General features: G+C 53.1%; 26 protein-coding genes and 1 other RNA gene. 12 read left to right on the top strand and 15 right to left on the bottom strand.

Annotation, left to right across the window (positions count from 1 at the left end; all coding sequences use genetic code 11):
- Positions 1-11: 11 nt before the first annotated feature.
- The gene (locus JYB85_RS12480) at positions 12-1,133 is read right to left on the bottom strand and encodes a bifunctional tRNA (adenosine(37)-C2)-methyltransferase TrmG/ribosomal RNA large subunit methyltransferase RlmN (RefSeq protein ID WP_207320320.1); all 1,122 of its coding nucleotides are present in this window, start codon (positions 1,131-1,133) and stop codon (positions 12-14) included.
- Between the two features lie 262 nt (positions 1,134-1,395).
- On the opposite strand from JYB85_RS12480, the gene JYB85_RS12485 reads away from it, so the two are divergent.
- Positions 1,396-3,120, top strand: coding sequence for a bifunctional metallophosphatase/5'-nucleotidase (locus JYB85_RS12485; protein WP_228730095.1), 1,725 nt, complete (start codon positions 1,396-1,398; stop codon positions 3,118-3,120).
- 33 nt (positions 3,121-3,153) lie between these two features.
- Here the strand turns inward: JYB85_RS12485 and JYB85_RS12490 are convergent, their stop codons facing one another.
- Positions 3,154-4,047, bottom strand: a complete 894-nt coding sequence (locus tag JYB85_RS12490) for a LysR family transcriptional regulator (protein ID WP_207379569.1) — start codon at positions 4,045-4,047, stop codon at positions 3,154-3,156.
- 147 nt (positions 4,048-4,194) lie between these two features.
- Here JYB85_RS12490 and JYB85_RS12495 point away from each other — a divergent pair, with 147 nt between their 5' ends.
- Entirely contained in the window at positions 4,195-4,638 is a 444-nt protein-coding gene (locus JYB85_RS12495; RefSeq protein ID WP_207379570.1) for a DoxX family protein, read from the top strand.
- Positions 4,639-4,711: 73 nt separating this feature from the next.
- Positions 4,712-5,401, top strand: coding sequence for a pirin family protein (locus JYB85_RS12500; RefSeq protein WP_207379571.1), 690 nt, complete (start codon positions 4,712-4,714; stop codon positions 5,399-5,401).
- 34 nt (positions 5,402-5,435) lie between these two features.
- On the opposite strand, the gene JYB85_RS12505 is transcribed toward JYB85_RS12500, so the two are convergent.
- The 4 genes from JYB85_RS12505 to JYB85_RS12520 all read right to left on the bottom strand — a co-directional run bounded on the left by JYB85_RS12505 (position 5,436) and on the right by JYB85_RS12520 (position 7,281).
- Positions 5,436-5,915, bottom strand: a complete 480-nt coding sequence (locus JYB85_RS12505) for a GNAT family N-acetyltransferase (protein WP_207379572.1) — start codon at positions 5,913-5,915, stop codon at positions 5,436-5,438.
- Between the two features lie 12 nt (positions 5,916-5,927).
- A complete protein-coding gene (locus tag JYB85_RS12510) occupies positions 5,928-6,512 on the bottom strand; it encodes a GNAT family N-acetyltransferase (protein WP_207379573.1) in 585 nt (194 codons plus the stop codon).
- A gap of 10 nt (positions 6,513-6,522) precedes the next feature.
- Positions 6,523-6,735 carry a DUF3820 family protein gene (locus JYB85_RS12515; RefSeq protein ID WP_207320325.1) on the bottom strand — a complete coding sequence of 71 codons (213 nt, stop codon included), beginning with the start codon at positions 6,733-6,735 and terminating at the stop codon, positions 6,523-6,525.
- A gap of 90 nt (positions 6,736-6,825) precedes the next feature.
- Positions 6,826-7,281, bottom strand: a complete 456-nt coding sequence (locus JYB85_RS12520; protein ID WP_207379574.1) for a GNAT family N-acetyltransferase — start codon at positions 7,279-7,281, stop codon at positions 6,826-6,828.
- Between the two features lie 476 nt (positions 7,282-7,757).
- Between JYB85_RS12520 and JYB85_RS12525 the strand changes: the two genes are divergently transcribed.
- The 4 genes from JYB85_RS12525 (at position 7,758) to JYB85_RS12540 (ending at position 10,424) form a co-directional block, all read left to right on the top strand.
- Positions 7,758-8,501, top strand: a complete 744-nt coding sequence (locus tag JYB85_RS12525) for an AAA family ATPase (RefSeq protein WP_207320327.1) — start codon at positions 7,758-7,760, stop codon at positions 8,499-8,501.
- Positions 8,461-8,853, top strand: a complete 393-nt coding sequence (locus JYB85_RS12530) for a CopG family transcriptional regulator (RefSeq protein ID WP_207379575.1) — start codon at positions 8,461-8,463, stop codon at positions 8,851-8,853. The genes JYB85_RS12525 and JYB85_RS12530 overlap by 41 nt, the downstream gene beginning before the upstream one ends.
- A gap of 252 nt (positions 8,854-9,105) precedes the next feature.
- Positions 9,106-9,930: a M90 family metallopeptidase gene (locus JYB85_RS12535; RefSeq protein ID WP_207379576.1), complete on the top strand. Its 825-nt coding sequence runs from the start codon at positions 9,106-9,108 to the stop codon at positions 9,928-9,930.
- A 38-nt stretch (positions 9,931-9,968) separates the two neighbouring features.
- Positions 9,969-10,424 carry a nuclear transport factor 2 family protein gene (locus JYB85_RS12540; protein WP_207379577.1) on the top strand — a complete coding sequence of 152 codons (456 nt, stop codon included), beginning with the start codon at positions 9,969-9,971 and terminating at the stop codon, positions 10,422-10,424.
- Here the strand turns inward: JYB85_RS12540 and JYB85_RS12545 are convergent.
- The 3 genes from JYB85_RS12545 to aceB form a co-directional block, all read right to left on the bottom strand.
- Positions 10,410-11,873 (bottom strand): HDOD domain-containing protein, encoded by a 1,464-nt coding sequence (locus tag JYB85_RS12545; protein WP_207324304.1) that lies wholly within the window; start codon positions 11,871-11,873, stop codon positions 10,410-10,412. The genes JYB85_RS12540 and JYB85_RS12545 overlap by 15 nt on opposite strands.
- Before the next feature lie 232 nt (positions 11,874-12,105).
- Positions 12,106-13,428, bottom strand: a complete 1,323-nt coding sequence (gene aceA, locus JYB85_RS12550; protein ID WP_207320332.1) for an isocitrate lyase — start codon at positions 13,426-13,428, stop codon at positions 12,106-12,108.
- Between the two features lie 78 nt (positions 13,429-13,506).
- Positions 13,507-15,135 (bottom strand): malate synthase A, encoded by a 1,629-nt coding sequence (aceB, locus tag JYB85_RS12555; protein WP_207379578.1) that lies wholly within the window; start codon positions 15,133-15,135, stop codon positions 13,507-13,509.
- Positions 15,136-15,640: 505 nt separating this feature from the next.
- Here aceB and JYB85_RS12560 point away from each other — a divergent pair.
- The gene (locus JYB85_RS12560) at positions 15,641-15,805 is read left to right on the top strand and encodes a hypothetical protein (protein ID WP_207379579.1); all 165 of its coding nucleotides are present in this window, start codon (positions 15,641-15,643) and stop codon (positions 15,803-15,805) included.
- Between the two features lie 119 nt (positions 15,806-15,924).
- Here the strand turns inward: JYB85_RS12560 and JYB85_RS12565 are convergent, their stop codons facing one another.
- From JYB85_RS12565 to JYB85_RS12580, 4 genes are all read right to left on the bottom strand, one after another.
- Positions 15,925-17,694, bottom strand: a complete 1,770-nt coding sequence (locus JYB85_RS12565) for a monovalent cation:proton antiporter-2 (CPA2) family protein (protein WP_207379580.1) — start codon at positions 17,692-17,694, stop codon at positions 15,925-15,927.
- Between the two features lie 39 nt (positions 17,695-17,733).
- Entirely contained in the window at positions 17,734-19,512 is a 1,779-nt protein-coding gene (locus JYB85_RS12570; protein ID WP_207379581.1) for a tetratricopeptide repeat-containing diguanylate cyclase, read from the bottom strand.
- The gene (locus JYB85_RS12575; RefSeq protein WP_207379582.1) at positions 19,509-19,739 is read right to left on the bottom strand and encodes a hypothetical protein; all 231 of its coding nucleotides are present in this window, start codon (positions 19,737-19,739) and stop codon (positions 19,509-19,511) included. The genes JYB85_RS12570 and JYB85_RS12575 overlap by 4 nt, the downstream gene beginning before the upstream one ends.
- 71 nt (positions 19,740-19,810) lie before the next feature.
- Positions 19,811-20,611, bottom strand: coding sequence for an SAM-dependent methyltransferase (locus tag JYB85_RS12580; RefSeq protein WP_207379583.1), 801 nt, complete (start codon positions 20,609-20,611; stop codon positions 19,811-19,813).
- 316 nt (positions 20,612-20,927) lie between these two features.
- On the opposite strand from JYB85_RS12580, the gene JYB85_RS12585 reads away from it, so the two are divergent.
- A complete protein-coding gene (locus JYB85_RS12585; RefSeq protein ID WP_207379584.1) occupies positions 20,928-21,416 on the top strand; it encodes an outer membrane protein assembly factor BamE in 489 nt (162 codons plus the stop codon).
- 91 nt (positions 21,417-21,507) lie between these two features.
- Here the strand turns inward: JYB85_RS12585 and JYB85_RS12590 are convergent, their stop codons facing one another.
- Positions 21,508-21,843, bottom strand: a complete 336-nt coding sequence (locus JYB85_RS12590; RefSeq protein WP_207379585.1) for an RnfH family protein — start codon at positions 21,841-21,843, stop codon at positions 21,508-21,510.
- Complete coding sequence (locus JYB85_RS12595) at positions 21,840-22,274, bottom strand: SRPBCC family protein (protein ID WP_207320339.1); 435 nt, start codon at positions 22,272-22,274, stop codon at positions 21,840-21,842. Before JYB85_RS12595 ends, JYB85_RS12590 begins: the two co-directional genes overlap by 4 nt.
- Before the next feature lie 194 nt (positions 22,275-22,468).
- Between JYB85_RS12595 and smpB the strand changes: the two genes are divergently transcribed.
- From smpB to JYB85_RS12610, 3 genes are all read left to right on the top strand, one after another.
- Entirely contained in the window at positions 22,469-22,951 is a 483-nt protein-coding gene (gene smpB, locus JYB85_RS12600; protein ID WP_207320340.1) for an SsrA-binding protein SmpB, read from the top strand.
- 96 nt (positions 22,952-23,047) lie between these two features.
- Positions 23,048-23,403, top strand: a transfer-messenger RNA (tmRNA) gene (ssrA, locus tag JYB85_RS12605).
- Positions 23,404-23,567: 164 nt separating this feature from the next.
- Positions 23,568-24,806, top strand: coding sequence for an integrase domain-containing protein (locus JYB85_RS12610; protein ID WP_207379586.1), 1,239 nt, complete (start codon positions 23,568-23,570; stop codon positions 24,804-24,806).
- The last annotated feature ends 81 nt before the right edge of the window (positions 24,807-24,887 follow it).

Consider the following 24,887-nt stretch of genomic DNA (forward strand, 5'->3'; position numbering starts at 1 on the left):
CAAACAAAGAGTTATTCCATTGTGACTGAAATCTGGGATTCTTGCATGCGTTTTTTTGCCAGTCGCTTGGTGCGATCCCTGATGTCACCGGCCAATTGACCACAGGCGGCATCAATGTCGTCACCACGGGTTTTGCGCACTATCACGGTCAGGCCGTAGTCCATCAGCACCTTGGAGAAACGGTCGATGCGGGAATTGGAGGAACGGCCATAGGGCGATCCCGGATAGGGGTTAAATGGTATCAAGTTGATTTTGCAAGGGGTATCCTTCATCAACTCGGCCAATTCATGGGCCTGTTCGGTGCTGTCGTTGATATGATCCAGCATCACGTACTCCACTGTTACCCGGCCACGGTTGGCATTGGATTTCTCCAGGTAACGGCGGATCCCGGCGAGGAACTCCTGCAATGGGTACTTCTTGTTGATGGGCACCAGCACATCGCGCAGCTCATCATTGGGGGCGTGAATACTCACAGCCAGGGCCACATCAAGGGCATCACCGAGCTTATCCAGCGCCGGTACCACACCCGAGGTGGACACAGTCACCCGACGTTTGGACAGGGCAAAACCGAAATCGTCCAGCATGATATCCATGGCGGGGATCACGTTGGCCAGGTTAAGTAGCGGCTCACCCATGCCCATCATCACCACGTTGGTGACGGGGCGCTCGCCGGTTTCCTTCTGGAAACCGAGGAAGTGGGACACGCGCCAGATTTGACCAACAATTTCAGATACCGTCAGGTTACGGTTAAAGCCCTGCTGGGCCGTGGAACAGAAGGTACATTCCAGGGCACAACCCACCTGGGACGAGACACACAAGGTGGCGCGGTCGTCTTCCGGAATATACACGGTTTCCACTTCCTGACCCTGGCCCACGTTAATGGCGAACTTGATGGTGCCATCCTTGGACTTCTGGAAGCTGGAAATTTCCGGCGCCACAATCTCGCAACGTGCCGCAAGTTTACCCCGCAGCACCTTGTTAATATTGGTCATCTGTTCGAAGTCACTGACGCCAAAGTGATAAATCCACTTCATCAACTGATCGGCACGAAATGGCTTCTCACCCAGTTCGGCAAACAGTGCCCGCATCGCCTTGCGATCCAGGTCCAGTAGATTGATTTTCTTTTCACTCATTCGTCTAACCTCAAACAGTCATCCCCGGAACGGGGGCCGCGAATTATACCGATCCAGCGGGATTTTGACCAGCAGCGATAGCAAGACTGTGTTACCATCTGCCGCTCATTGCTGCAAGGCAAAGACACAGGTCAGCCCTTCCTTTCATATTATCTGCCTTGGACCTATTTACCGCCATGGCAAAGCATCCGGACTGGCCCTCGCCCGCAGACAATGGCTCCCGTTCAGACAGCACATGGCCACCTGGCCAGGAATTTGAGATTTGCAGCATTCAAGCAGTTACCGGCTGACCCTAGCCCACATCAATGACACCCATTCCAATTTCGACCCCAGCATGCAGCAATTTCAGCTGCAATTGGGGGGAAAGTCACTGCGCGTGCGCAGTCACAGCGGCGGCTATGCCCGCATTGCCTTTCAGATAAACCAAGCCAGGGACGCCGCCCTCGCCCGCCAAGAGTCATTTTTGTTTTTGCACGGCGGCGACAGTTTTCAGGGCACCTTGTACTTCAGCCAGTTCAAGGGCAAGGCCAACGCCCACCTGCTTAATCTGCTGGCGCCGGACGCCATGGTGCTGGGCAACCATGAAATTGATGCCGGCAATGGCCCGGTGCGCAGTTTTCTCGACCGCATCGACTTTCCACTGCTGGCGGGCAACATGGATTTAAGCCGGGAAGTACCCGGTAAGGCAGCCGCCCTCGGGGGACACCCGCAACTGCTTGATTACGACAATGCCAGCGGTTGTGCCAAGGTGCTGCTTAAGCCACTGGGAGATCGCACCCTGGCTATTTTCGGCATCACGCTCGACCAGATGGCGATTATCGCCAGGCCCGATCCAGACACCCTGTTTGTCAATGCCATCGACTGTTGCCGCCGCACCGTCACTGCGCTCAAGGCCAAGGGCATAGACCACATCATAGTGCTGAGTCACCTGGGACTGGATCAGGACAGGGAGCTGGCAGCCGCCGTGCCAGGCATCAGCCTGATAGTGGGCGGTCACAGCCATACCCTGCAGGGGGATTTCAGCGAGTTGGGCCTGGGAGACATGACCTATGGTGAGCGCATTAATGGCTGCCCCATAGTCCATGCAGGCAAGTATGCCGAAACCCTGGGATTGGCCAGCATCAGTTTCGATGCCAACGGCCGGGTTGAGTTCCTTGAAGGCAACAATTTCTTTATGCTGGATGAGCAATTGATCGTCGAAGCAGGAGACAGTGAGTTCGACTACCACGATGTGCTGGCCCAGCTCAAGCGCCATCCGGGGATCCTCTGGTCAGAGGAAGATGCCGGGGTCAAACGCGCAATTGAGGAAAACTACCACCCGGCAATCCATGCCATGGAACACCAGGTGCTGGCATTCGTCCCCCGGGAATTGGTGCACAGCCGCTTGCCCAGTAAAGCCCTGCCCCACGGCAGTGAGCTGGCTCCCTGGGTCAGTCGCAGCATGTACGAGGAATCCAGGCAACTGGATGCCAGGGTGCAGTTCGCCCTGCACAATGCCGGCGGGGTGCGCCAGTCCCTGTCCCAGGGGCAGGTGACTGTTGCCGACGTACTCGGCAGGTTGTTACCCTTCGAGTTGCCCCTGGTCAAATACGCCATCGAAGGCCGCTTTCTGTACCAGGCGCTGGAATCGGCCATCAACGCCGCCACCAACAACAGCGTGATAGGCACGGGCGCCGGCAGTTTTCCCTATACCTACGGACTCAAATATCATTACGACGGTCGCAAACCCTTGGGGGAGCGAATTCTGTCACTGCATCTGCAGCATGACGGCCATTGGCGTCCCCTGGAAGCACATGAATTGGTGATTGGGGTATCCACTGCCTATACCGCTTCCGGTAAAGAGGGTTACCAGGCACTGCAGTCCTGCGCCTGGCAGGAAACCGTGGCGGAACTCACCCTGCCCGGCGCCTTTATGGGCTTTATCCGGCGCCACGCCAACCTCGACGAACCTCTGGCACCTCAGCTGCACTATATCAGTCACAGATAGGGTCTTAGCCACAGCCGGTCACTGACCGACTGACTAGAGGCCCCAATCCAAATTGGGCAGGCGCTCGACAAACCAGTTCAGCGCCTTGCCCACCTCGCCTTTACGCCACGCCAGATACAAGGTCTGCGCCGGCCTTGGCAATTCCACTCTGCGGTCCACCAGATCCCCGTGGGCCAGCTCATGGCGGATCAGGTGTCTGGGCAAAAAGCCGGTGCCGAGCCCCATGCGCTGGGCCTTGATCTTGGTGGCCATGCTGGCCACCCGAATAAGCTGACGGCTGTCAAACAGGCCACTGGAGCGCTGTGCCAGTGACTGGGAACTGTCGGCCACCACCACCGCCGGCCAGGCCGCCAGGGCCTCTATGCCGATGGGCTCGGGCAAGAGCGCCAAAGGATGGCTGGGGGCCAGGGCAAAGACAAACTCCAAATCCCCCAGCGCCTGCAAATGGTAATGACCACGGGGCAGCTCTCCGGACACACCTATGGCCAGATCCGCCCGGCCGGCATACAGGGCATCCCAACCGCCACCAAGGGACTCCTGAATGAGGTTGATCTTCACCTGTTTGCCAAGGGCCACAAACTCGCCTATCAGAGCCAGCAGCGGCTCTTCCGGGATCACAGTATCCAGTGCCAGGGTCAGCGACGGCTCCCAACCGGATTCAAGCTGCTGTACCGCCTCTTCCAGGCGAGCCGCGGCCAGCAGCAGCTCCCGCCCCTGATTCAGCACCAGCAAACCGGCCTCGGTCAGTCGCGCCCGCTGACCACGCCGGTCAAACAATTGGCTGCCAAGATCGCTTTCCAGCTTTTGCATTGTGTAGCTCAGAGCCGAAGGTACCCGGTGCAGGGCTTCGGCCGCAGCAGAGAAACTGCCTTTTTGATCAATGGCATCCAATACCCGCAGGGCATCCAGGCTGATGGCGTGGGCCATGGCATCTCCATACATCAAATTATTTGAACATTCATGTCAAAATGTTCCGTTTTTCATTTGCCAAGGTCAAGCATAGACTCATTATCAGTCGCTCGAAAAGGTAACAATGCCTTAGAGCCAATCATCAAAAACATTGAGGAAACTGAAATGAAAGCATTAATCTCCAAATTGATACACAGCGATGCCGGATTTGCCCCCTTGGCCCTGCGTATTCCCATTGGCATCACCTTTATGGCCCACGGCGCACAAAAGCTGTTTGCCTGGTTTGGAGGTTACGGCCTTGAGGGTACTGGTCAGTGGATGGATTCCATAGGTTTGAGTCCGGGTTACCTGATGGCGCTGCTGGCCGGCTCCAGTGAGTTTTTCGGTGGCCTGCTGCTTCTAATAGGCCTGTTGCTGCGCCCCACAGCCGCGGTACTGGCGGTCACCATGCTGGTGGCCATTTTTGCTGTTCATATAGGCAATGGCCTGTTCATGGCCAATAACGGCTACGAATTTGGTTTGGCCCTGCTGGCGGCTTCCGTGTCCCTGGCCATCAGCGGTGCCGGCAAGCTGTCGCTGGATGAATTCATCAGTCGCCGTTTCAAATAAGCTGCTGTGGTTTAAAGCAGAAGCAATCCATTCAATGAATGCCGGGCCCAGCGCCCGGCGCCGGGAGAAAGACATGATCCAGGTACGCAAGGCCAGTGAGCGTGGCCACGGCTTTTTCGGTTGGCTCGACAGCAGACACAGCTTCTCATTCGGCAATTATTACGATCCCGAGCATATGGGCTTTTCGGCCCTGAGGGTTATCAATGATGACTGGGTGGCGCCGGGCGCCGGCTTTGACACCCATGGCCACAGGGACATGGAAATCCTCACCTGTGTGCTCAAGGGGCAAATCAATCACAAGGACAGCCAGGGCAACATCAAGGCCCTGCCCGAGGGTGAGTTTCAGCTGATGTCCGCCGGCAGCGGTATCTTCCACAGTGAATTCAACGCATCGAAAGAGGAGGAATTACGGTTTTTGCAAATTTGGATCCAGCCCTCTGTCAAAGGCGGCACTCCCGGGTACCAGCAGCAGAATATAGTCCAGACAGCCGCCCTGACGCCCGTGGTCACCCCGGACGGCCGGAGCGGCACCATGAGCATAAAACAGGACGCCACCGTCTATCAGCTTTCGCTGGCAACAGGTGATGAGCTGAGATGGCCGTTAACGGCGGAACGGCACTATTACCTGCATCTCATATCGGGTGAACTGCAACTGGGTGATGTGACCCTGTTGCCCGGGGATGGCGCCAAAATAAGCCACGAACAGCAGCTGATAGCCAGTGCCAGCGCTCCTGTATCCGGCCTGCTGTTTGATTTGCCCTGATCCTTTTCAAGCCTCTTTTCAGGCAAGGGGCTTTTCAACCCAAAGCCAGCGTCATGCTGAAATTCACCAAGGTTTCGCCGCCACGGGGATGCTCGTTACGGCTTAACACCTTAAAACCCTGTTTTTCAAAAAACGGCTTGGCATAAAACGAGGCTTCCACCCTGAGGCTTTTAAATCCCGCCTCCCAGGCCTCGGCTTCCAGCGACCGATACAGGGAAGACGCAATACCCCTGCGGGCTGCATTGGGATGGGTGAACAGGCAATCGATTTCCGCCTCTCCCTGCTCCCTTGGCAGCAGATTGATAAAACCCAGTACCGCCTCGTCTTCCAGTGCGACCCAAACCTTGGTCGGTGCCAGCCTTGTCTGCCACTGCTCCAAAGAGCGCAGCTCTGGAGACCAGGCCTGGCGCTCGGCTTCGCTGTAGTGTTCCCCGGCACCGTGGACAGCCGCGTGAAACAACTCGGCTATCTGGCCGAGATGCTCCTCATCGGCCTCAATTACTTTGATGGTCATGGATGTGTTCCGTTAGTTGCTTTCCCCGTGATGCGGGACAGTTGCCTTCTGTGTGGGCTGCGCTTTCTGTGCAGGCAGCGTCTTTTGTGTGGGCAGAGCCTTTTGCGTGGGCAGAGTCAGTGAAAAATTGAAACTCTCAAATACCAGCCCGGCCCGGCGTTGATAGCAGCGTCCCTGATATTCAAACCCCAAAGCAGCAAACAGGGGCCGGGAATGATGGGACGCCTGAGTGCTCAGCTCACTCCAATGCTGCTCCCGGGCCCAGGCCAGCAGGTGCTGCACCAGTGCCCGGGCTATCCCCCGCCCCTGAGCCTCGGGCGCCACATATAAATAGTCCAGCTCGCCCCGCTGCGGAAATCGCGTCTGACAAGCGATAAAGCCCAGTACCGCATCGCGCTCACAGCAGACAAATACCTGATAGCCCCGCAGCCGAGCACGCCAGTGGCGACGATCCCGCACCCTGGGTGACCAGATGTGTTTGTGCATAGCGCTGTAAGATGAGTGCATGCTTTGCTGCACTGCGGCATGGTAAAGCCCAGCCAGCTGCGGCAGCATGGCAGGCGTCAGCGGCATGATAGCTGGTTGTGGGACTGGCATGGTGCCCTGCTCACTCGTCCAGCAAAGGTCTGAGCATGGGCTCCAGGCCATTGAGTTTGACCTCATACATCAGGGCCAACTGCTGTCCCAGCAGCCCGGGAGGAAATCCCTGGCCATGGAACCACACCAGATAAGGCTCGGGTAAATTCAGCAGCGGCCGTCCGGCATATTTGCCAAAGGGCATTTTCTGATTGATGGCGAGTTTGAGAAAGGCGGGATCCAAACTGAACTCCGGCAAAGATCTGATGGGCTATTGTCCCTAAAGCCCATCACAGTGACAAGCTTCCATGCTCACTGTGGCAAGGAGCCGGATTCAGCCGCGCCACACCATGTCCAGACCGAAGGCACCGCACTGCTCGGGTTCAAAGCCAAACTCACTGCAAATCCTGCGATATTCAGTGCCCGCCAGGATCCCCAGTTTGGTCCCTTTAGGGCAGTGAGCCAAAACATGTTGCAGCAGTTGCTCAAGCAGCACCCGGGCGAGCCCATAATGAGCAAATTCCGGGCGGATAATGAAATCCTGAATCAAAAGTCCCCACTCGGGCACCTCGACAACCATGGCAACACCGATGAGCTGGCCGCATCTGAGGCCGGTCGCCACCGGCACAGCATCTTCGGCCGTCAGGCGTATGCTCATGGCCAGTGCCGGAGTGGCAATATCATCGGCGATTAAGGTGCCCGCTTTTTCCTTTATGGCAATTAATTCATGCTGTTGTGGCACAACTCTTTCTATGGTGAACCAGGGCCTTTCGATAATGACTTGATCCATTCCTTGCTTCCCTTCGGTTTGCGGTACGCTGGCTGAAGTCCAAGCTTAGTGGAGCCATTTGGCAAAAAAATGACAGCCGCTTTAACCGACGAAATATCGACTCCCCACTCACATATACTATTTTTTCATTAATTATCAATTTTATATTCCATTTCCGCCTCACATGTATCCGCCCGCACCCAATCTCCCCAGCCGCAGGTTCAACTTTAGCGGGACAAATTGTACAAACCAGTAAGTCATACTGTTGATTATTAATATTTTTTTACATTTACACCCAACAAACGCGCCCCGGGTCAATAATTTGTCATTTACCCCTTAAACGCCAATTTACCGTCAGGATGTCGAATATAAAAAAACGTCAAAAATCAGGTAATTGACCTATCAAAGCACAGTTACTAGAGTAGGTTCACGGTCGAGCATTTCCAAAGAAAACAGCAGGCTCGTTTAGCTCATCTGCAAGGACAGGGGTACAAACAATGATCATCTTGGTTGGTGGTGAAAAAGGTGGCAGTGGCAAAAGCTGCCTGGCCCAAAACATCGCGGTATTCCTCACCAAGGAATGCGGGGCCTCAGTGATTATGGTGGACTGCGATCCTCAGCGAACCACATCGGATTGGATCCAGGCCAGAAACAATAACCCCAAGCTTCCCGCCATCAACTGCGTGCAGCTCTATGGCAAGATCCGCAACGATCTGCTCAGCCTGGAACAACATTACGATTACGTCATAGTGGACTGTGGTGGTCAGGACAACCTGGCACTGCGTGCCACCATGTCGGTTGCGTCCCACATTCTGATGCCTCTGCGTCCCAAGCGTCGGGATCTCAAAACCGTCAGTCATATGGATGACGTAGTCGCCACCTGTATGATGATTAACCCCAAAATGAAGGCATCTTTTGTTATTACCCAGTGCCCCAACCTGCCGAGCCAAGCCAATCGCATTGTCGAAGCCAAAGAGGTCTGCCGCACCTACGATATCAATGTGCTCGATGCCATCACCTATAGCCGCAACATTTATGACGACAGCGAAGAGTCGGGTTTGTCTGTCATAGAAATCGAACCCAAGGGCAAGGCGGCCGGCGAGATCCGCGCCATTGCCTGCGAAATGCTGGAAGTCAAAAATGCCGTTGAGATCCGCAATCAACTGCAACAGGCACATATGAGCAAAATGCGAGGTAATTATGGGACTGGCAGATCTCAAGAAAAACTCTACGCCATCTGAGTTGACCCGGGCTGCCGAGCTGCAGGCCCAACTGTCGCTGGATGACTTTATCGACGGCGCCAATCTGTATGCCATGGGACTGACGGGCCGCAAGGCAACGATCATCGATTTCAGCAGCAGACGTCAGCCCCAGGTTGTGGCAAACACAGAACTGAACATCGGCAAGACAAGACACGAACCTTTTCGCAAGGCGACCTTTACCCTGAGCGAGAATGCCATCAGTCATCTTGCCGAAATGGCCCGAAATTGTGATTGGGCAAAATCCAAACTGGTGCGCCTGTTGATAGAGCACCATTACAGGCTCACCCCCAAGGAACGTCACCTGATTGAGGCCGGGTTAGACATAGATTAACAGACTTATCATCTCCCACCCTTCAGGCTGGCAGCACCGGCTAATACTCCTTACTTCAGCTGTCGGCCTTTTTTTATTTCCAACTGCCCCAGGTTACTGAATCCAAAGCCGGCATCTATCACCGCCTCCAATTCCAACTCGCCCGGCATTCTTTCCGCCCCTCTTTCAAGACCCGGCTTGATATCCGTCCCTCCTACCCCCATTACCTGATACAGGGAACAGATAGCGACACACAGCACAACGGGAGCGCGGATGCTGGCATTGATTTTGGTAAGTCTGGCGGGAGCCATCGCCATCGCCTGGATTGTCAGCGGTCGCTGGCGCAGCTCAAGGCGCCGGGCAGCCGTTGCCGCCAGGCCCTTTCCCAAAGCCTGGCGCGCCATACTCAAGCGGCGTCTGCCGCTGTACCAGACATTGCCTCCCCATTTGCAGCTGCAACTCAAGCGCCATATTCAGGTGTTCCTCAGTGAAAAGCAGTTTATTGGTTGTGGTGGATTGGAAATCACAGATGAAATCCGGGTGGCCATTGCCGCCCAGGCCTGCTTGCTGTTGCTGAACCGTAAAACGGATTTCTATCCCGGGCTGAGACAAATACTGGTGTATCCCGATGCTTTTTATGTGGACAGGGAGCACAGGGACGACATTGGCCTGGTGAGCGAGCAACGCCACCTGCTGGCGGGGGAATCCTGGCAACAGGGCCAGGTATTGCTGTCATGGCAAACCCTGCTCAATGATGCCAACGCGCCCGGCTCGGGTCACAACCTGGTGATCCATGAATTTGCCCACCAGTTGGATCAGGAAGACGGCATTGCCGATGGGGCGCCGCTGCTGTCGTCAATCACCGACTATCCGTCATGGTCTGCGGTGTTGAGCGAAGAATATGCGGCTCTGAGACGCTGTGCCGCCGAGGGGTTTCCCAGTTTGTTCGACTACTATGGCGCCAGCAATCCGGCGGAATTTTTTGCCGTTGTCAGTGAAGCCTTTTTTACCCGGGCAGCGGAATTCAAATTACTGCACCCGGCCCTGTATCACGAGCTGGAACGCTTCTACCAACTGGATCCGGCAAGCTGGCAGTGATAGCGTATGCTGAGTGCAAATTTAGCGAGATCAAGACCATGCGATTTATAGCCCTGCTGTGTTTATTGCTTAACTTCGCCCTGCAGGCCGAGGAAGCGCCCGAAGCCGTATTGGATAAGCTGCATGAGTATGCAGCCAGCGCGGATTGGGACAAGTATTTTACCCTGTACACCGAAGATGCGCTGTTTCTGGGGACAGATGCCGGCGAACGCTGGACCATGGCCGATTTTGCTTCCTATGCCAGGCCGACCCAGGGTTGGCGTTATCTGCCGATCCAAAGGCACCTGCTGCGCCACGGGGATATCATAGCATTCGACGAGCTGCTCGACAGCCCGGCCTACGGCCAGTCCAGGGGCAGCGGAGTCCTGGTTAAAACGGCCGGAGGCTGGCGTATATTGCAATACCATCTCAGCTTTCCCATCCCCAACGACATCGCCAAGGAGATCACCGGCCGCATTCGGGCGGCGGCCGGTAAGGGTTCAGGGGCGCATTGACGTTGAGAAACAGACGTTCGCCAACTGGGTGAAATGGGTGAAGCTGTCAAACTCTTCACCAGTAAAACTGCGGTCGGAAATGCCCCGATCCGCATAAAACATGCCGATCACCTTGTTTTCCACCACCATGGGAGCCATCAGAAACCCCTTGCTTGACAGGCGCTTGCGCATTGATTCCGGAATACTCATGCGCCAGCGGGCCGAGTCCGGGGCATCAATCCACATGGGAGTTTTGAGCTCCACCGCCTGGCGGAACAGGTTGTCCTCATCCAGTTCGATGACAAAATCACGCTTCATATCATCGGCATTTTCCCCAAGGACGATTCGGGGCTGGAGCATCTTGCGACTGGGAGAGAGCAGCAGCACGGCGCAGCGGTCCACCCCCACGCCATCGAGGATCCCTTCCAGCGCAGTCAGCATCACCTGATTGATTTCGGTTTTGCTGACGGCAAAACCGGTAAGCTCCTTGAGCTTCTTCAGTTGCAACACCAAATCCGGTTCGCGGATGGTGATCTGGATCTCTTCCTCTTCCGGTGGCAGAAACTTGCCCGGCTCCGGCAGAAAATCCACCAACACCTTGGCACCATAGGCTTCTGCCAATTTGTGGGTCGAACGGGCACACATAAAGGCCTGATTGCGGAATTCATCGGGTTTTATCCCCAGCAGATCCGCCGCCTGCTTGATGCGTTTTTCCATCTCAACCGGATCGGGACGCACTTCCGCCAGGGCTTCGCTGAGTTTGTTGGCAAGAAATATTGCCCGGATCTCCGGAGTACGTTCATCGGGGTTATTAAGGGATTTAAGTAATACCTCCCCCAGTCCCCAGTTGCGCGCCAGTCCCTGGGTCAATTGGGTAAAAGAAGCGCCCAGCAAATCCCTCACCCGCGACAAGGCAACCAGGCCATCGTCAACCCCTTCAAGCTGCCTGTCCAGCTCAATGGCCAGCTCACCGCCCATACTCCAGAAGGCACTTTCACCCAGGTGATATAGCAGGGCCGCAATAAAGGCTTCTTCCTGTATTTCCTCCTCATAGCCCGACAACATCATCCGGGCCAGCATGGCAGCCTGGAACGACTTGGCCATCAGCTTGAGCAAGCGCTGATAAACCGCAGGAGTCAGGTTTTTGTTTTCCAACAGGCTGGAGAGCAATTTGGCCGTGATACAAATATTGCGGATAGTGTCGAACCCCAGCACCACAGCGGCACGACTGACAGTGGTCACCTGACTGATCCCCTTGTTGTAGGTGGCACTGTTGGCAACCCGCAAAATTCTCGAAGTCAAAGCATTGTCGTGCATGATGCTGCGACCGAGGATAGTCATGGATGAAACGTCATCCTTGGCCAGTCTTTCCAGAGTTTTTACCGTGGAGCAAAGGGCCGGCATTTCCTGCTCACTGATCCTCTGGGTCCAATAGTCGACGCCTTTGGCGCTGCTCGCTTGTGCTTTCAAGGTTAACCCAATGTAATTGATGGCTGTTGCGATTATAGACAAGGGAGCGCCCCGCAGGCGACCTCCTAAAACACATCTGTTGCATAAATCATCAATAAATCAAAAAAAATGCGGCCCGAAGGCCGCCAAACACAAGCACGTTGGTTGAAAGCTCCCCGGCACAGGGAGAAAAAACCGAACCCTGCGTAGGAAACAGGGTCCGGGGGAACAGCTGCCGAAGCAGCGGGACAACTCAGTGGAACTGTTCCTCCTCGGTGGAACCGGTCAGGGCCGTCACCGACGACTCGCCGCCCTGAATAATGTTGGTCATCTTGTCGAAGTAGCCTGTGCCCACTTCCTGCTGATGGGCCACAAAGGTGTAACCCTTGCCGGCGGCGGCAAATTCGGCTTCCTGCACCTTCTCGACATAGTGTTTCATCCCTTCACCACGGGCGTAGTCGTAGGCCAGATCAAACATGTTGAACCACATGTTATGGATGCCCGCCAGGGTGATGAACTGGTACTTGTAGCCCATATCGGACAGCTCCTGCTGGAAGCGCGCTATGGTGGCGTCATCCAGATTCTTCTTCCAGTTAAAGGAGGGAGAGCAGTTGTAAGCCAGCAGCTGATCCGGGTACTTGGCGTGGATTGCCTCGGCAAAGCGACGGGCCTCCTCCAGATCAGGTTTGGCGGTTTCACACCAGATCAGATCCGCATAGGGCGCATAGGCCAGACCACGGGCGATGGCTTGGTCAAGGCCGGCGCGAACCCGGTAGAAACCTTCGCTGGTGCGCTCTCCGGTGACGAAATCCCTGTCATAGGGATCACAATCCGAAGTCAGCAAGTCAGCGGCGTTGGCATCGGTACGGGCGATCACCAGGGTTTCAACACCGGACACATCGGCAGCCAGACGGGCGGCCACCAGTTTTTGTACCGCTTCCTGGGTTGGCACCAGTACCTTGCCGCCCATGTGGCCACATTTCTTCACCGAGGCCAGTTGGTCTTCAAAATGCACCCCGGCGGCACCGGCGTCGATCATGGCCTTCATCAGCTCGTAGGCGTTGAGCACACCACCAAAACCGGCTTCGGCATCGGCAACGATCGGCAGGAAATAGTCGACAAATTTGTCATCTTCGGGCCCCACGCCATTGCTCCACTGGATCTGATCGGCACGGCGGAAGGAATTGTTGATGCGTCCCACGACCGCAGGCACAGAGTTGGCCGGGTACAGGGACTGATCCGGATACATGGTGCCGGCCAGGTTGGCGTCGGCAGCCACCTGCCAACCAGACAGGTAAATGGCTTCAATGCCGGCCTTCGCCTGCTGCACCGCCTGACCGCCGGTCAGAGCGCCAAGGGAATTGACATAGCCTTTCTTGGCACCACCGTTAACCAGCTCCCACAACTTGGCGGCTCCACGCTGGGCAACGGTATTTTCGGGCACGAATGAGCCGCGCAATGACACCACTTCTTCGGCGCTGTAGGGACGGCGAACCCCTTTCCAACGTGGGTTTTCGGCCCAGTCCTTTTTGAGGGCGTCGATTTGTTGCTGACGGCTAATGTATTTGCTGCTCATGGTGTGGCTCCTTTTTCGGGGTGTAGGGGTCCAGCCTGCCACTTGGGTGGCGGGAGAGAGTTCCTTATTTAATGGTGTTTAGTGTTCGCTGCGGGTCAGCAGTTCGTAGCCGGGTAAGGTGAGAAAATCCACCAGCTCATCGGCGGTAGTGATCTCTTCCAGTAGCACGGCCGCCTCGGTAAATCGGCCGTGGCTGAAGCGCTCGCTGCCGACTTCCTCTTTGACGTTGGCGAGTTCCTCCACCAACATCTCGCGGAACAGTCCTTTGGTAACGGCCTTGCCGTTGGCCAAACTTTTGCCATGGTGGATCCACTGCCAGATGGAAGCCCGTGAGATCTCGGCTGTCGCGGCATCCTCCATCAGACCGTAGATGGGTACGCAGCCATTGCCGCTGATCCAGGCTTCCAGATATTGCAGCGCGATCCGTATGTTGAGCCGCATACCGCTTTCTGTCCGCTCACCATCGCAGGGCTTGAGCAACTCACTGGCCAGAATCGGCGCATCGACATCCCGGGTAATATGCAATTGATTGACATGGTCTTCCCCGATAAAGCCGTTGAATACGCTCATGGCGGTGTCGGCGAGAGCTGGATGCGCCACCCAGGTACCGTCATGGCCGTTACGGGCCTCCAGTTCCTTGTCACGGCACACCCGGGCCAATACCTGACGGTTGGCTTCTTCATCCTTGGCGGGAATAAAGGCTGCCATCCCACCCATGGCCAGTGCGCCACGCTTATGGCATGTTTTGACCAGCAATCGGGAATAGGCACTGAGGAATGGCTTATCCATGGTCACCTGCTGGCGGTCGGGCAAGACTCTGTCGGGATGGTTTTTCAACGTTTTGATATAGCTGAAGATATAATCCCAACGACCGCAGTTGAGTGCCACAATGTTGGAGCGCAGCTCAAACAGGATCTCATCCATCTCAAACACCGCAGGCAGGGTTTCAATCAGGCAAGTGCATTTGATGGTGCCAGGCGCCAGACAAAAACGCTCTTCGGTGAAGGCAAACACCTTGGCCCACCAACGGGCTTCCAGATGGCCCTCCAGCTTGGGAATATAGAAGTAAGGTCCACTGCCCTTGGCCAGCAACTGATGATGGTTGTGATAGAAGTAAAGAGCGAAGTCCAGCAGCGCACCGGGAATGGGCTTGCCGTTAAACAACACGTGTTTGTCTTTCAGGTGCAGTCCCCTGACCCGGGCGATAAGCACGGCCGGATCTTCCTTTAAGCGATACTCTTTGCCGGTATCCGGTGCGGTGTAGCTGATGGTGCCACGCACCGCATCACGCAGATTCAGCTGGCCCTGTACCACTTTTTCCCAACTGGGGGCCAGCGAGTCCTCAAAATCCGCCATAAACACTTTCACGTTGGCATTGAGGGCGTTGATGATCATTTTGCGATCTACCGGCCCGGTGATTTCTACCCGTCGGTCCTGAAGGTCGGCCGGAATGCCACGAATCGTCCACTGACCATCTCTGATGGCACGGGTTTGCGGCAAAAAGTCAGGAAGCTCTCCGGCGTCAATGCGTGATTGGCGCTCCCGGCGCTGCTCCAGCAGTTGCTCCACCTCGTCTGCATATAGGTCACACAGAGTATGCAAGAAAGCGACTGCCCCCTCGGTGAACACAATTTCCTGACCCGCAATATCAGGTCCGGTAATTTGCAGTGACTGCTGTTTTGATTCTGTAGCCAAGCTCTGCTCCATGATTTTACCTCTTACTTCGAGAGCGTAATGCTAAAACATTACAAACTCGATTTTGACCACCAAATGTTCGTTTTCAACAAAAAATTAACCACGTTCTTTTGTAATTGCAACAGTCAGGAAGTCTAAGAATTAGTCGAAAACAGGTACCAAAGAAACATAAGAATTGGTCTGACCAAGAAAACTTTAGCTAGTTAGCCACTTGTTTTTAATATTCTTTTCAATAATTCACAGCAGAGAGCAAATGCTTGTGGAAAAATTTGTCTTACCAGTTAACCAAGAACGAACCAAAGAAATATATTACGTAATTTGTTTACATGTTGTTACTTATTAAATACGGCATTTTACCCATTTGACTTTAGTATAATTCTACTGATTTGTTTTGAACTGCCCCAAGGGTTAATATGATATACCCCTATTAATCAACATGTTAAGCTACAACCCCAACAGACCGAATTAAAACAAGCGTTTAACTCTTACCTTTACGTAATGGTTAAAGGTGTCGCGTTTGGGAAAATGCAATAATGGCTTTGCGTTGCCCGATCAACAGCCAGATGGGATTTGGTTTACAGCTTGGGTTTTAAAAATTTTTTTAAAATTTTTTCACAAAAAAGCAAAAATTGACGTTACTGCCAGGGAAATAGCTGAAATGCCGTCCAAAGAAACAGGATAAAACCTGAAACTAGTGGGCAGAGAAAAGGCTAAAAGATATTGTCAGGGATGCTTGTCAGGCACCGGACATCCAATTGCACTGGCAGAAGTACGCAGGAAGGTAGTATTCGGCAAAGGTTTTCAGGGCTTATTTCTCTCCCTATCTCCCCTCAACAGGGATGCCAATTCGGCCTTTCCCTCATTGGATATTCGGATAAGCGCATCAAGATCGTGATGGTGAGCAGCGCCGGCAAGTACCAGCGCTTGGTCATGTTCAGCAAAGGTTCGCGCCATATCAGCGGCCTGAACCTCGGATAACCCCAGCCCCTGTAAAACCTGCTCGGCAGCGTTCAATGCCGAACCGAAAGTTTCCCTGAAGACTTGCTTTACGCCCAGAGCCAATAACCGATAGGCGTGATTTCTGTCTCTTGCCCTCGCTATCAGGGTGACATGGGGAAAATGCTGTTGCACCAGGGAAGCAATTGCCAACGAATCCTCAACGCCGTCCACCGCAAGCAACAAGACCCTCGTCCTGGCGATGCCCGCGGCCATCAACATATCCAAACGGGTCCCGTCCCCAAAATACACTTCGCCACCGAACTGGCGCACCACATCCACATGGCGGGGATCCTTATCCAGCGCCACAAAGGGTATACCGGAAGAGGCCAGCAGTCGGCCACTGATTTGCCCTACCCGGCCAAAACCGCAGATGATCACTTCACTTTGTGAGGCCTCTATGGCATCAGGCTGCCTGTTATCCTGTTGCTTGCGCCTGGTGGCCCTGAAGGCAGCAAACAGCAAAGGCGTCAGGGCCATGGACAGACCAATGGCCAACACCAGAGCATTGACAATGTCTTCATCCAGCAAGCCGCCGAGCTTTGCCTGGGTCAGGAGCACAAAGGCAAACTCACCACCTTCCGCAAGAATAAGGCCCATGGCAATGCTGGCACGCCAGCCATGATGGCGCAGCTTGCCCAGCAGCCCTATCACCAAGGCCTTGGAAAGCAGCAGAGCTGACAACAATGCCAGCAACAACAGTGGCTGACTCAGCAGCAGCCCCAATTCCATACTCATGCCGACAGCCATAAAAAACAGCCCAAGCAGCAGACCTTTAAAGGGCTCGATATCCGTTTCAAGCTGATGGCGATAGCTGGAGTTGGCGAGCATAATGCCGGCAACAAAGGCACCCAGTCCGGCAGATAACCCGAGCCAATTCATGAGTTCGGCGCTGCCGATAACCAGCAGTAAGGCAAATGCGGTAAGCACTTCACGAACACCGCTTTGTGCAACCAGACGTAAAAACAGCGGCAAAATGAATCTGCCGGCCAATAAAAACAGCCCCAAAGCCAGCAAGACCCCATACCAAGGCAACACCGGCTCCTGTGACGCTTGAGCCGGTGCCAGATAGCCGGTAAGTAACAGTATGGGGATTACCGCCAAGTCCTGTAACAACAGGATACCGAATACATCACGACCCAAGGGGGTGGTCAGCAATCGATGTTCATTCATTAATTGCACCGCAAACGCGGTAGAGGACAGTGACAAAGCGGCACCAATCACCAGGGCGGCTTGCCAAGACAAGCCAACGAGCCAGGTCAAGGCTCCCAGCAGTGCCCAGCACAGCAACAATTGGCTGCTGCCCAAGCCGAAGATAGCACTGCGAAGCTCCCATAATTTGGCGGGATTGAGCTCTAGCCCAAGCACAAACAGCATCAGAATGACCCCGAGCTCGGCAAAATGCAGTACAGCTTGAGGGTCCGATATCAGCCCCAAACCTCCTGGGCCGAGGAATACGCCGGCGGCGAGATAGCTGAGAATAGGCCCCAGCCCCAGCCTTTTTCCCAAAGGGATCACAAGCACTGCGGCCAACAGGAAATACAACACCGAAGGAAGCAGATCTGAGTTTTGCATATCAGTGTCTTTTCTGAAGTGACAAGAATTCTTGAATTATTATTGCCCGGTTTGGGCCAAAGATTGTGCACCGGACGTAAGGACTGACTTGGAACTTCCCTTCTTGCCCAATTCAACACAGATTTGGTTTCTGCCGCTACTCTTGGCTTGATACAGCGCCAGATCGGCTCTGTGCAGCAGCGGATCCAAACTCAAATCGTCCTCATTGAGTGAGGTCACCCCAAAGCTGGCCGTCAGTTCAAACGAATGGCCCGAATAGTGGGTATCTATACCTTCAATGGCAAGGCGGCATCGCTCTGCTACTTCCAAGGCCTTATCCACTCCCGCACCGGGCAAAGCGATAAAAAACTCCTCGCCGCCAAAACGTGCCAGTATGTCTTCGGGATGCAGCAGGGCGCTCAATACCTCCACCACCTTCTTCAGTGCCCAATCGCCGGTACCGTGCCCAAAGGAATCATTGATTTGCTTGAAGCCATCCAAGTCCAAGAGGATAAGTGAGAAAGATTGGTTTCTTGCCATCAGCTGTATCAGCCGATTCTCGGCAAACTCCTGGCCGGTACTGCGATTGAACACCCCTGTCAGGCCGTCTCTTTGTGACAAGCGCTTGTACTTATTGCGCTGTATAGCGCCCGCCAACAGCATGATCAGCAAAAACAGGCTACTGCCAAAAAAAATAATCGAGAACATCAACGAATTGGAACGCTCTCTTTCATTGATGTTCTGCTGGGCCAGATATTGTTCACGTTCCTTATTGAGCAAGGCAATTTCTCGCTGTTGCTCAACGGCGTTGAATTTCGCCGCCTCGTAGGCCTGAGCCTTGGCCTTGGTCGCATCCAGTAATTCCATGCGGTATTGCTGCTCTAATTTTTGCGCCTTAAAAGCCTGCTCATAGTTACCGGATTCAGCGTACAAATTGGCTAATACCTCATAGGCAATTTTCTTTGCCCGCTCATCACTGGCATTTAGTGCCAACACTTGCTCGGCATGGTATTTGGCTTTCGCTGCATCACCTGATTTTTGATATGTTTGTGCCAATAGCCCCTGCGTGCTGCCAATTTCACGTCGATAGTCCAATTTTATATACAGGTTCAGTGCATCCAACAAAAGTTGCTTGGCCTTATCCCAATCCCCCAATTCAGAAGCTGCCCGCCCCTCCCCCTTGGTGGCCATGGCTGCGGTGAGTTGCCACCCATGCAGCTGACAATATTCCCGGGTCTCAGAAAATGCACTCAGAGCCTGCTGTAGTTGATTGGTCTCAATCGCATAAGCGCCAACATACAGCTTCGCATAGCACGTATTTTTGGTGTCGTCCTTGGAAACCAGCTTCAAAGCCCTATTGGCAAACAGCCCAACATCCTCGAACAACTCCATTTGATAATAAAGTCCAGCCAACCGAAGATAAGTCTCCGCCTGAATTTGCTGATCACCGAGTCTTTCAATCATGGCGAGGTTTTTCTGCAGGGAAGTTAAGGCATTGCTAAAGTCACGTTTTAGAATATAACCGGTCGCCTGATAGCTTAGAATTTGAGAAAGTAATTGCTGGGAGGAAGCTAGGCTGAGTGCTTTACTCAAGCTATCAAGAGATGTCTGATAATTCCCCGAGTAAAGATCTTTTACACCACTTAACATTAAAAACCTGGCTTTCTGATTGCCGTTAAGCTTTGCGTAATCCCTTGACAGGGTATCAAGGTAGTGATTTGCCCCCTCTTGCTGATTTTGCAACATAGCCTCAAGCTCAGATAAAGCCTGATCAAAGTTATCTGCGGCGACAATGCCGGAAAACAGTATCGCCGCTGTCAAGAACATACTTTTAATCAAAGGGTTCTTTCTTTTCTACCGCTACCATGATGAATAAGTACAAACATTTGGTAATCGGCGTGGCCGCCAAGCCTGTTAAGCTTGTCTATGTCTGCGGTCATTACGGCTCCGATCTCCTCATCGTTCAGCCCTTGTCGACGTAATACACTCTCTGGATCCCGCTTATATGCGTTCAACAAGATTGCATCTTCGCCTAATTTCTTTAAAGATTCCATTAGTTTTGACATGATAATCTTCCTTCTCACAGATCAATTTTCTCGTCAGCAAGTGACATACTCCTCCTTGAATTCCTTGGCTTTCAAGCCAGATCCCCGGGCGTTAGCCCAAGGCGTTGAAGCACATCCAGGTTGTACTCCAACTTTTTCGAGGGTGGGATCAATAATGTGCTGGCTGGCGTAAGCTCAGCGAAGGGCAATTTCGATAATGGAATGCGAATAATCTTGGGCGGTTGCACCGGAAGATTGGCAGCTTCGTAAATAACGACCTGATGTTCAGGTGGATACCACTGACCCAATTGTTCCACCAACACCTGCAGCCTGTCGCTGCTGGTATGAAATTGAGTAAGTGTATGCTCGCCCGCAATGGCAATTTGCCACAGTAACAGGTGGCAGCTCGGGTCGGGGATATGTTGAAAAAACATGAACTGACTGGCTTCAAAACTCTGATGCCCCGACTCTCCGGGATCGATACCCAAATCCGCCCACAAACAGTCCTCGGCGGAAATCCCTGGCTCCATCAGCGCCTCAAACCCCTCATTGCGACACTGTTCAATCGCCATATGAGGCACACAGGCAAATACACCGGGATGGCCATAAAAGGCACCAACCACATCTTTTCCCAGCCGCACCTGCTCGACTATGGCCGCAACCATTTGATCATACGTGGTACGACGGTTTTTCACTTCACCATTACGGGCATAAAACTGTTGAAGATTCACTACGTTGGGGTTCAGCTCCTCCACCCAACCCTGACTGAAGCCTTCGGGCATCAGACTGAATACCACATCGGCGTTCATTAGATAGCTTTTGGCGATAACACTGATTTGACCGGCAAGTTTGAGACCTGTTCCTATGCAAACCAAAGATCCATTTTTCTCCATCTGGCTATCCTCCCTGTGCCCAAAATACGAGCCTCATGCAGTTTTAAACCGATTAATGTGACGCAGTACTTATATATTGCGAAGTTAATTAAGCATGGTTCTCTTCTGCCGGATATTCCAGTGCAGATCTTTCATTCTAACAACAAGGCGACGGTAATCAGTCCGAAGTATGAAGACTATTTTCCTCCCACAGTGGAACCCGGAGCCTTCGCAGGAGTCGAATGCCTAAATTGACCGCCAGATAATGCCGGCGCTTGTCAGTTAACCCTTAGCTTGGGTATGATGGCCGGCAGTTTTTATGGAAGTAGCCTGAATAATGTTGATAAAAAAGCAAAGTCTGACCCTGTTGGGGGCCGTTGCGCTCTCGCTGTCCCTGAGTGCCTGCAGTGCATTTGACTGGCTGGTGTACAAGCCGGATGTGCCGCAAGGCAACTATATGGAAACCCAGCAGGTTGAAAAGCTGCGTATCGACATGACCAAAGAGCAGGCTGAATATGTGCTCGGACGTCCTGTGTTGCGGGACAGTTTTTCCGATGACACCTGGTATTACGTGTACCACTTTAAGAGCGGTCGTGACGCCAGCATCATTCACAAAGAACTAATCCTGCGCTTCGTTGATGGCAAACTGGCCAAGGTCGATGGTGACTATGAGCTGAGTCCTGAGTTCAACACACCGCTGGAAAAGAGCGGCTTGCCAACAACCAATCAGGATGTGGGTGAACCTCTGGTACCGGCCGCCCGTGGCGATGAAAAGCCACTGGTGCAGGAAAATAACCCGGCCCCAAAACCCGTGAAAAACTTCTGATCACCGGTTGTTATTTGAACTCAATAAAAAAGCGCCCCGGGGCGCTTTTTTATTGAGTTCAATTGATGAAGTTACAGTTTTATTGAGCGGCTCAGGAAACCCGGCCGCCAGTCACCTTACTGGCCCGGCCTTCGTCCTTGGCCTTTTCCGCCCGCTTGCGCCGCACATCCTTGGGATCGGCAATCAGTGGCCGGTAGATTTCCACCCTTTGCCCCGGCTGCAATACCTCATCATGTTTGGCGATTCGGCTGAATACCCCAAGCTTTACCGTTTCCAGATCTATCTCGGGAAAGAAAGCACAAATATTGCTTTGGCGCACAGCTTCAATAAAGGTGGTGCCCGGCGTAACCATGATATGCACCACTTTCTGCTGTTGCGGTAAGGCATACACCACATCGACTGGAAATTGTTCTTGTTCATTACTCATGGGGTATATACCACCTTTGCCCGACTGGTAAACGCGGTCACCATGGACGCGGCCAAATCTTTAAAAACCTTGCCAAATGCCAATTCGGTCAGACCGTTGGAAAACTCAAAATCCAGTTCAAACTCCACCTTGCAGGCATCTTCCGCCAGTTCGGTAAAACGCCAGTGGCCGGTCAAATGTTTAAAGGGACCATTTTCCAACTGCAGGCTAATCTGCCTGTCGGGAACGACCTGATTACGGGTGGTAAAGGTTTTGCTTATGCCGGCCTTGCTGACATCCACCGAGGCCAACATGGTCTGACCGTCAAATTCCAGCACCCGACCACCAACACAGCCTGGAAGAAATTCCTTATATGATTCAACATCATTAATAAGTTCATACATCTGCTTGGCGCTGAACCTGACCAGCACACTGCGGGAGATTTTCGGCATCCGTCCTGACTTCACTCTTTTGCGCTTAAACTTAGGTGGGGAATTTTACCACGCCAGCCCCAAGATCCTGCAAGATTAAAGCCGGTTATCAGCGGACAAAAATGCAACAACAAGCAACCCCACCTCGCAAAGCCACTAAATAATCCCGGTCTGGCAATTCCAAATTGGCGGCCCGTGGGTATAATAGCCGGCCTATGGTAAAGAAAAACTCCAAAAAATCCGCCACTCCGGCGCAAATCGCGAAAAATAAACGCGCGACCTTTGAATACCGTTTCGACGAAAAATTCGAGGCCGGCCTGTCCCTGATGGGCTGGGAAGTCAAATCCATCCGTGTCGGCAAGATAAACCTGTCGGACAGCTTCGTACTGCTCAAAAACGGTGAAGCCTTCCTGCACAACTGCCATATCACCCCGCTGAACACGGCATCCACCCATGTGATCTGCGATCCGACCCGGCCGCGCAAGCTGCTGCTCAATCGCAAGGAACTCGACCGGCTCGCCGGCTTGGTGGAACGCCAGGGTTATGCCATAGTGCCGATTTCCATGTACTGGCGCAAAGGCGCCTGGGTCAAGGTAGAAATTGGTCTGGGTAAAGGTAAGAAAGAACACGACAAGCGCGAAGACACCAAGCAGCGCGAATGGGCCATCGAAAAAGCCCGGGTGATGAAGAACAAATAAGCTGTTTATTTTCGAACGTAAAACAAACAGTTGATTGGCACTGCCAAATAATGCCTTGGTAAACCGGGCACCATGGGAGTACAATCAAACCATCTTGGGGGCGATTCTGGATTCGACGGGATTCGCGAAACTCCGGGAGCATGCCGAGGGGCGGTTGGCCTCGTAAAAAGCCGCACAGTTATAGTTGCAAACGACGATAACTACGCTCTGGCCGCTTAATTAGCGCCAGCCATCTACCACAGGTCTCGCACATGGGCAGTGGATTTGATGGTCACCTTACATAGTGCTAGCGAGGGAACCTTGTCTGGGGGTGAACCGCGAAACAGTTCCAGGCTCACCGTTAGGAATCCTGTCTTTCGGAGTTCGAGCGGTTAAACAATAGAAAGACTAAGCATGTAGCGCCTTGAGCGTAGGTTTTTCGGACGCGGGTTCAAGTCCCGCCGCCTCCACCAAACCTCTGAACTAAGACGTCCCAGGACGTCTTTTTTCTTATCTGAAAAACCAAAAATCAATGACTTATGATGCATTAACGTTTTATAGCGTCTTACTACAGCTTTGATTTTTGGGTACACACAAGGGTACACTGCTTTCACTTCGATACTTTGGTGTACCCAATATGGCCATCAGTACCACTCGCCTAACAGATACAGAAATCAAAACCGCCAAGCCACAGGATAAAGAGTACAACCTCTTTGACGGTGATGGACTCCGCTTGAGAATAAAGCCGAACGGCTCCAAGCAGTGGATTCTGAACTATTACAAGCCCACCAATAGGAAAAGGGCAAATCTCAGCTTAGGCAAGTATCCCGATCTATCGCTAGCAAACGCTCGCAGACTGTCATTAGAAGCAAGGGAGCTTATCGCCCAAAATATCGATCCCCAAGATGCACGAAAACTGCGCCAACAAGAAGTTGATGCCATCCACCAGCACACTTTCTATAACGTAGCGAAAGAATGGTTTGATATGAAAAAAGATTCAGTATCGGCTGACCATGCAGTTGATACCTGGCGATCATTGGAACTACACGTTTTTCCCAGCCTAGCTAACATACCGGTCAAGGACATCACGGCACCACGTGTCATCGAACTTCTCAGACCAATCGAGGCGAAGGGCAGTCTTGAGACGGTTAAACGTTTGTCTCAACGCTTGAACGAAGTTATGACCTTTGCCACCAACTGCGGTTTGGTTAATGCGAACCCCTTGTCAGGCATCAAAGCAGCTTTCAAAAAGCCTAAAAAAGAGAGTATGGCCTCTCTGACTCCTGCCGAACTACCAGAGCTGATGCATTCACTGTCCTATGCGAGTATCAAGTTAACGACACGATGCTTAATCGAATGGCAACTGCATACTATGACTCGCCCAAGTGAAGCCGCTGGTGCCAGATGGGACGAAATTGACTTGGATAACAGAGTTTGGACCATCCCTGCTGAGCGAATGAAGAAAAAGCGCGAACACCGTATCCCGTTAACACAGCAAATGCTTGTTCTATTGGATTTAATCAAGCCTATAAGCGGCCATCGTGAATTTGTGTTTCCCTCAGATCGCGAACCAACTAAACCGTGTAACAGCCAAACGGCAAATATGGCACTCAAACGCATGGGGTTTGCGGGACGATTAGTCAGTCACGGTCTACGTTCACTAGCCAGCACTACCTTGAATGAACAAGGTTTTGATAGGGATTTAGTTGAAGCAGCACTATCACACGTCGAAGAAAATCAGGTTCGCGGCGCTTATAACCGCACTGATTACCTAGAACGTCGTCGTCCGATGATGAGCTGGTGGAGTGGGCATATTGAAGAGGCCGCCAGAGGCAACCTGTCGATGACCGGAACCAAGCAGTTGAAAGTCATTTAGTGTGGTTGCATGCTCTCCATTTGAGAAAATGGTGAGTTAGTACAGCCCTGGGCTGGCTCTCACCTGCAATGTTGACAATTT

This window comes from Shewanella sedimentimangrovi (genome assembly GCF_017354965.1).
GTDB classification, from domain to species: Bacteria; Pseudomonadota; Gammaproteobacteria; order Enterobacterales; family Shewanellaceae; genus Shewanella; species Shewanella cyperi.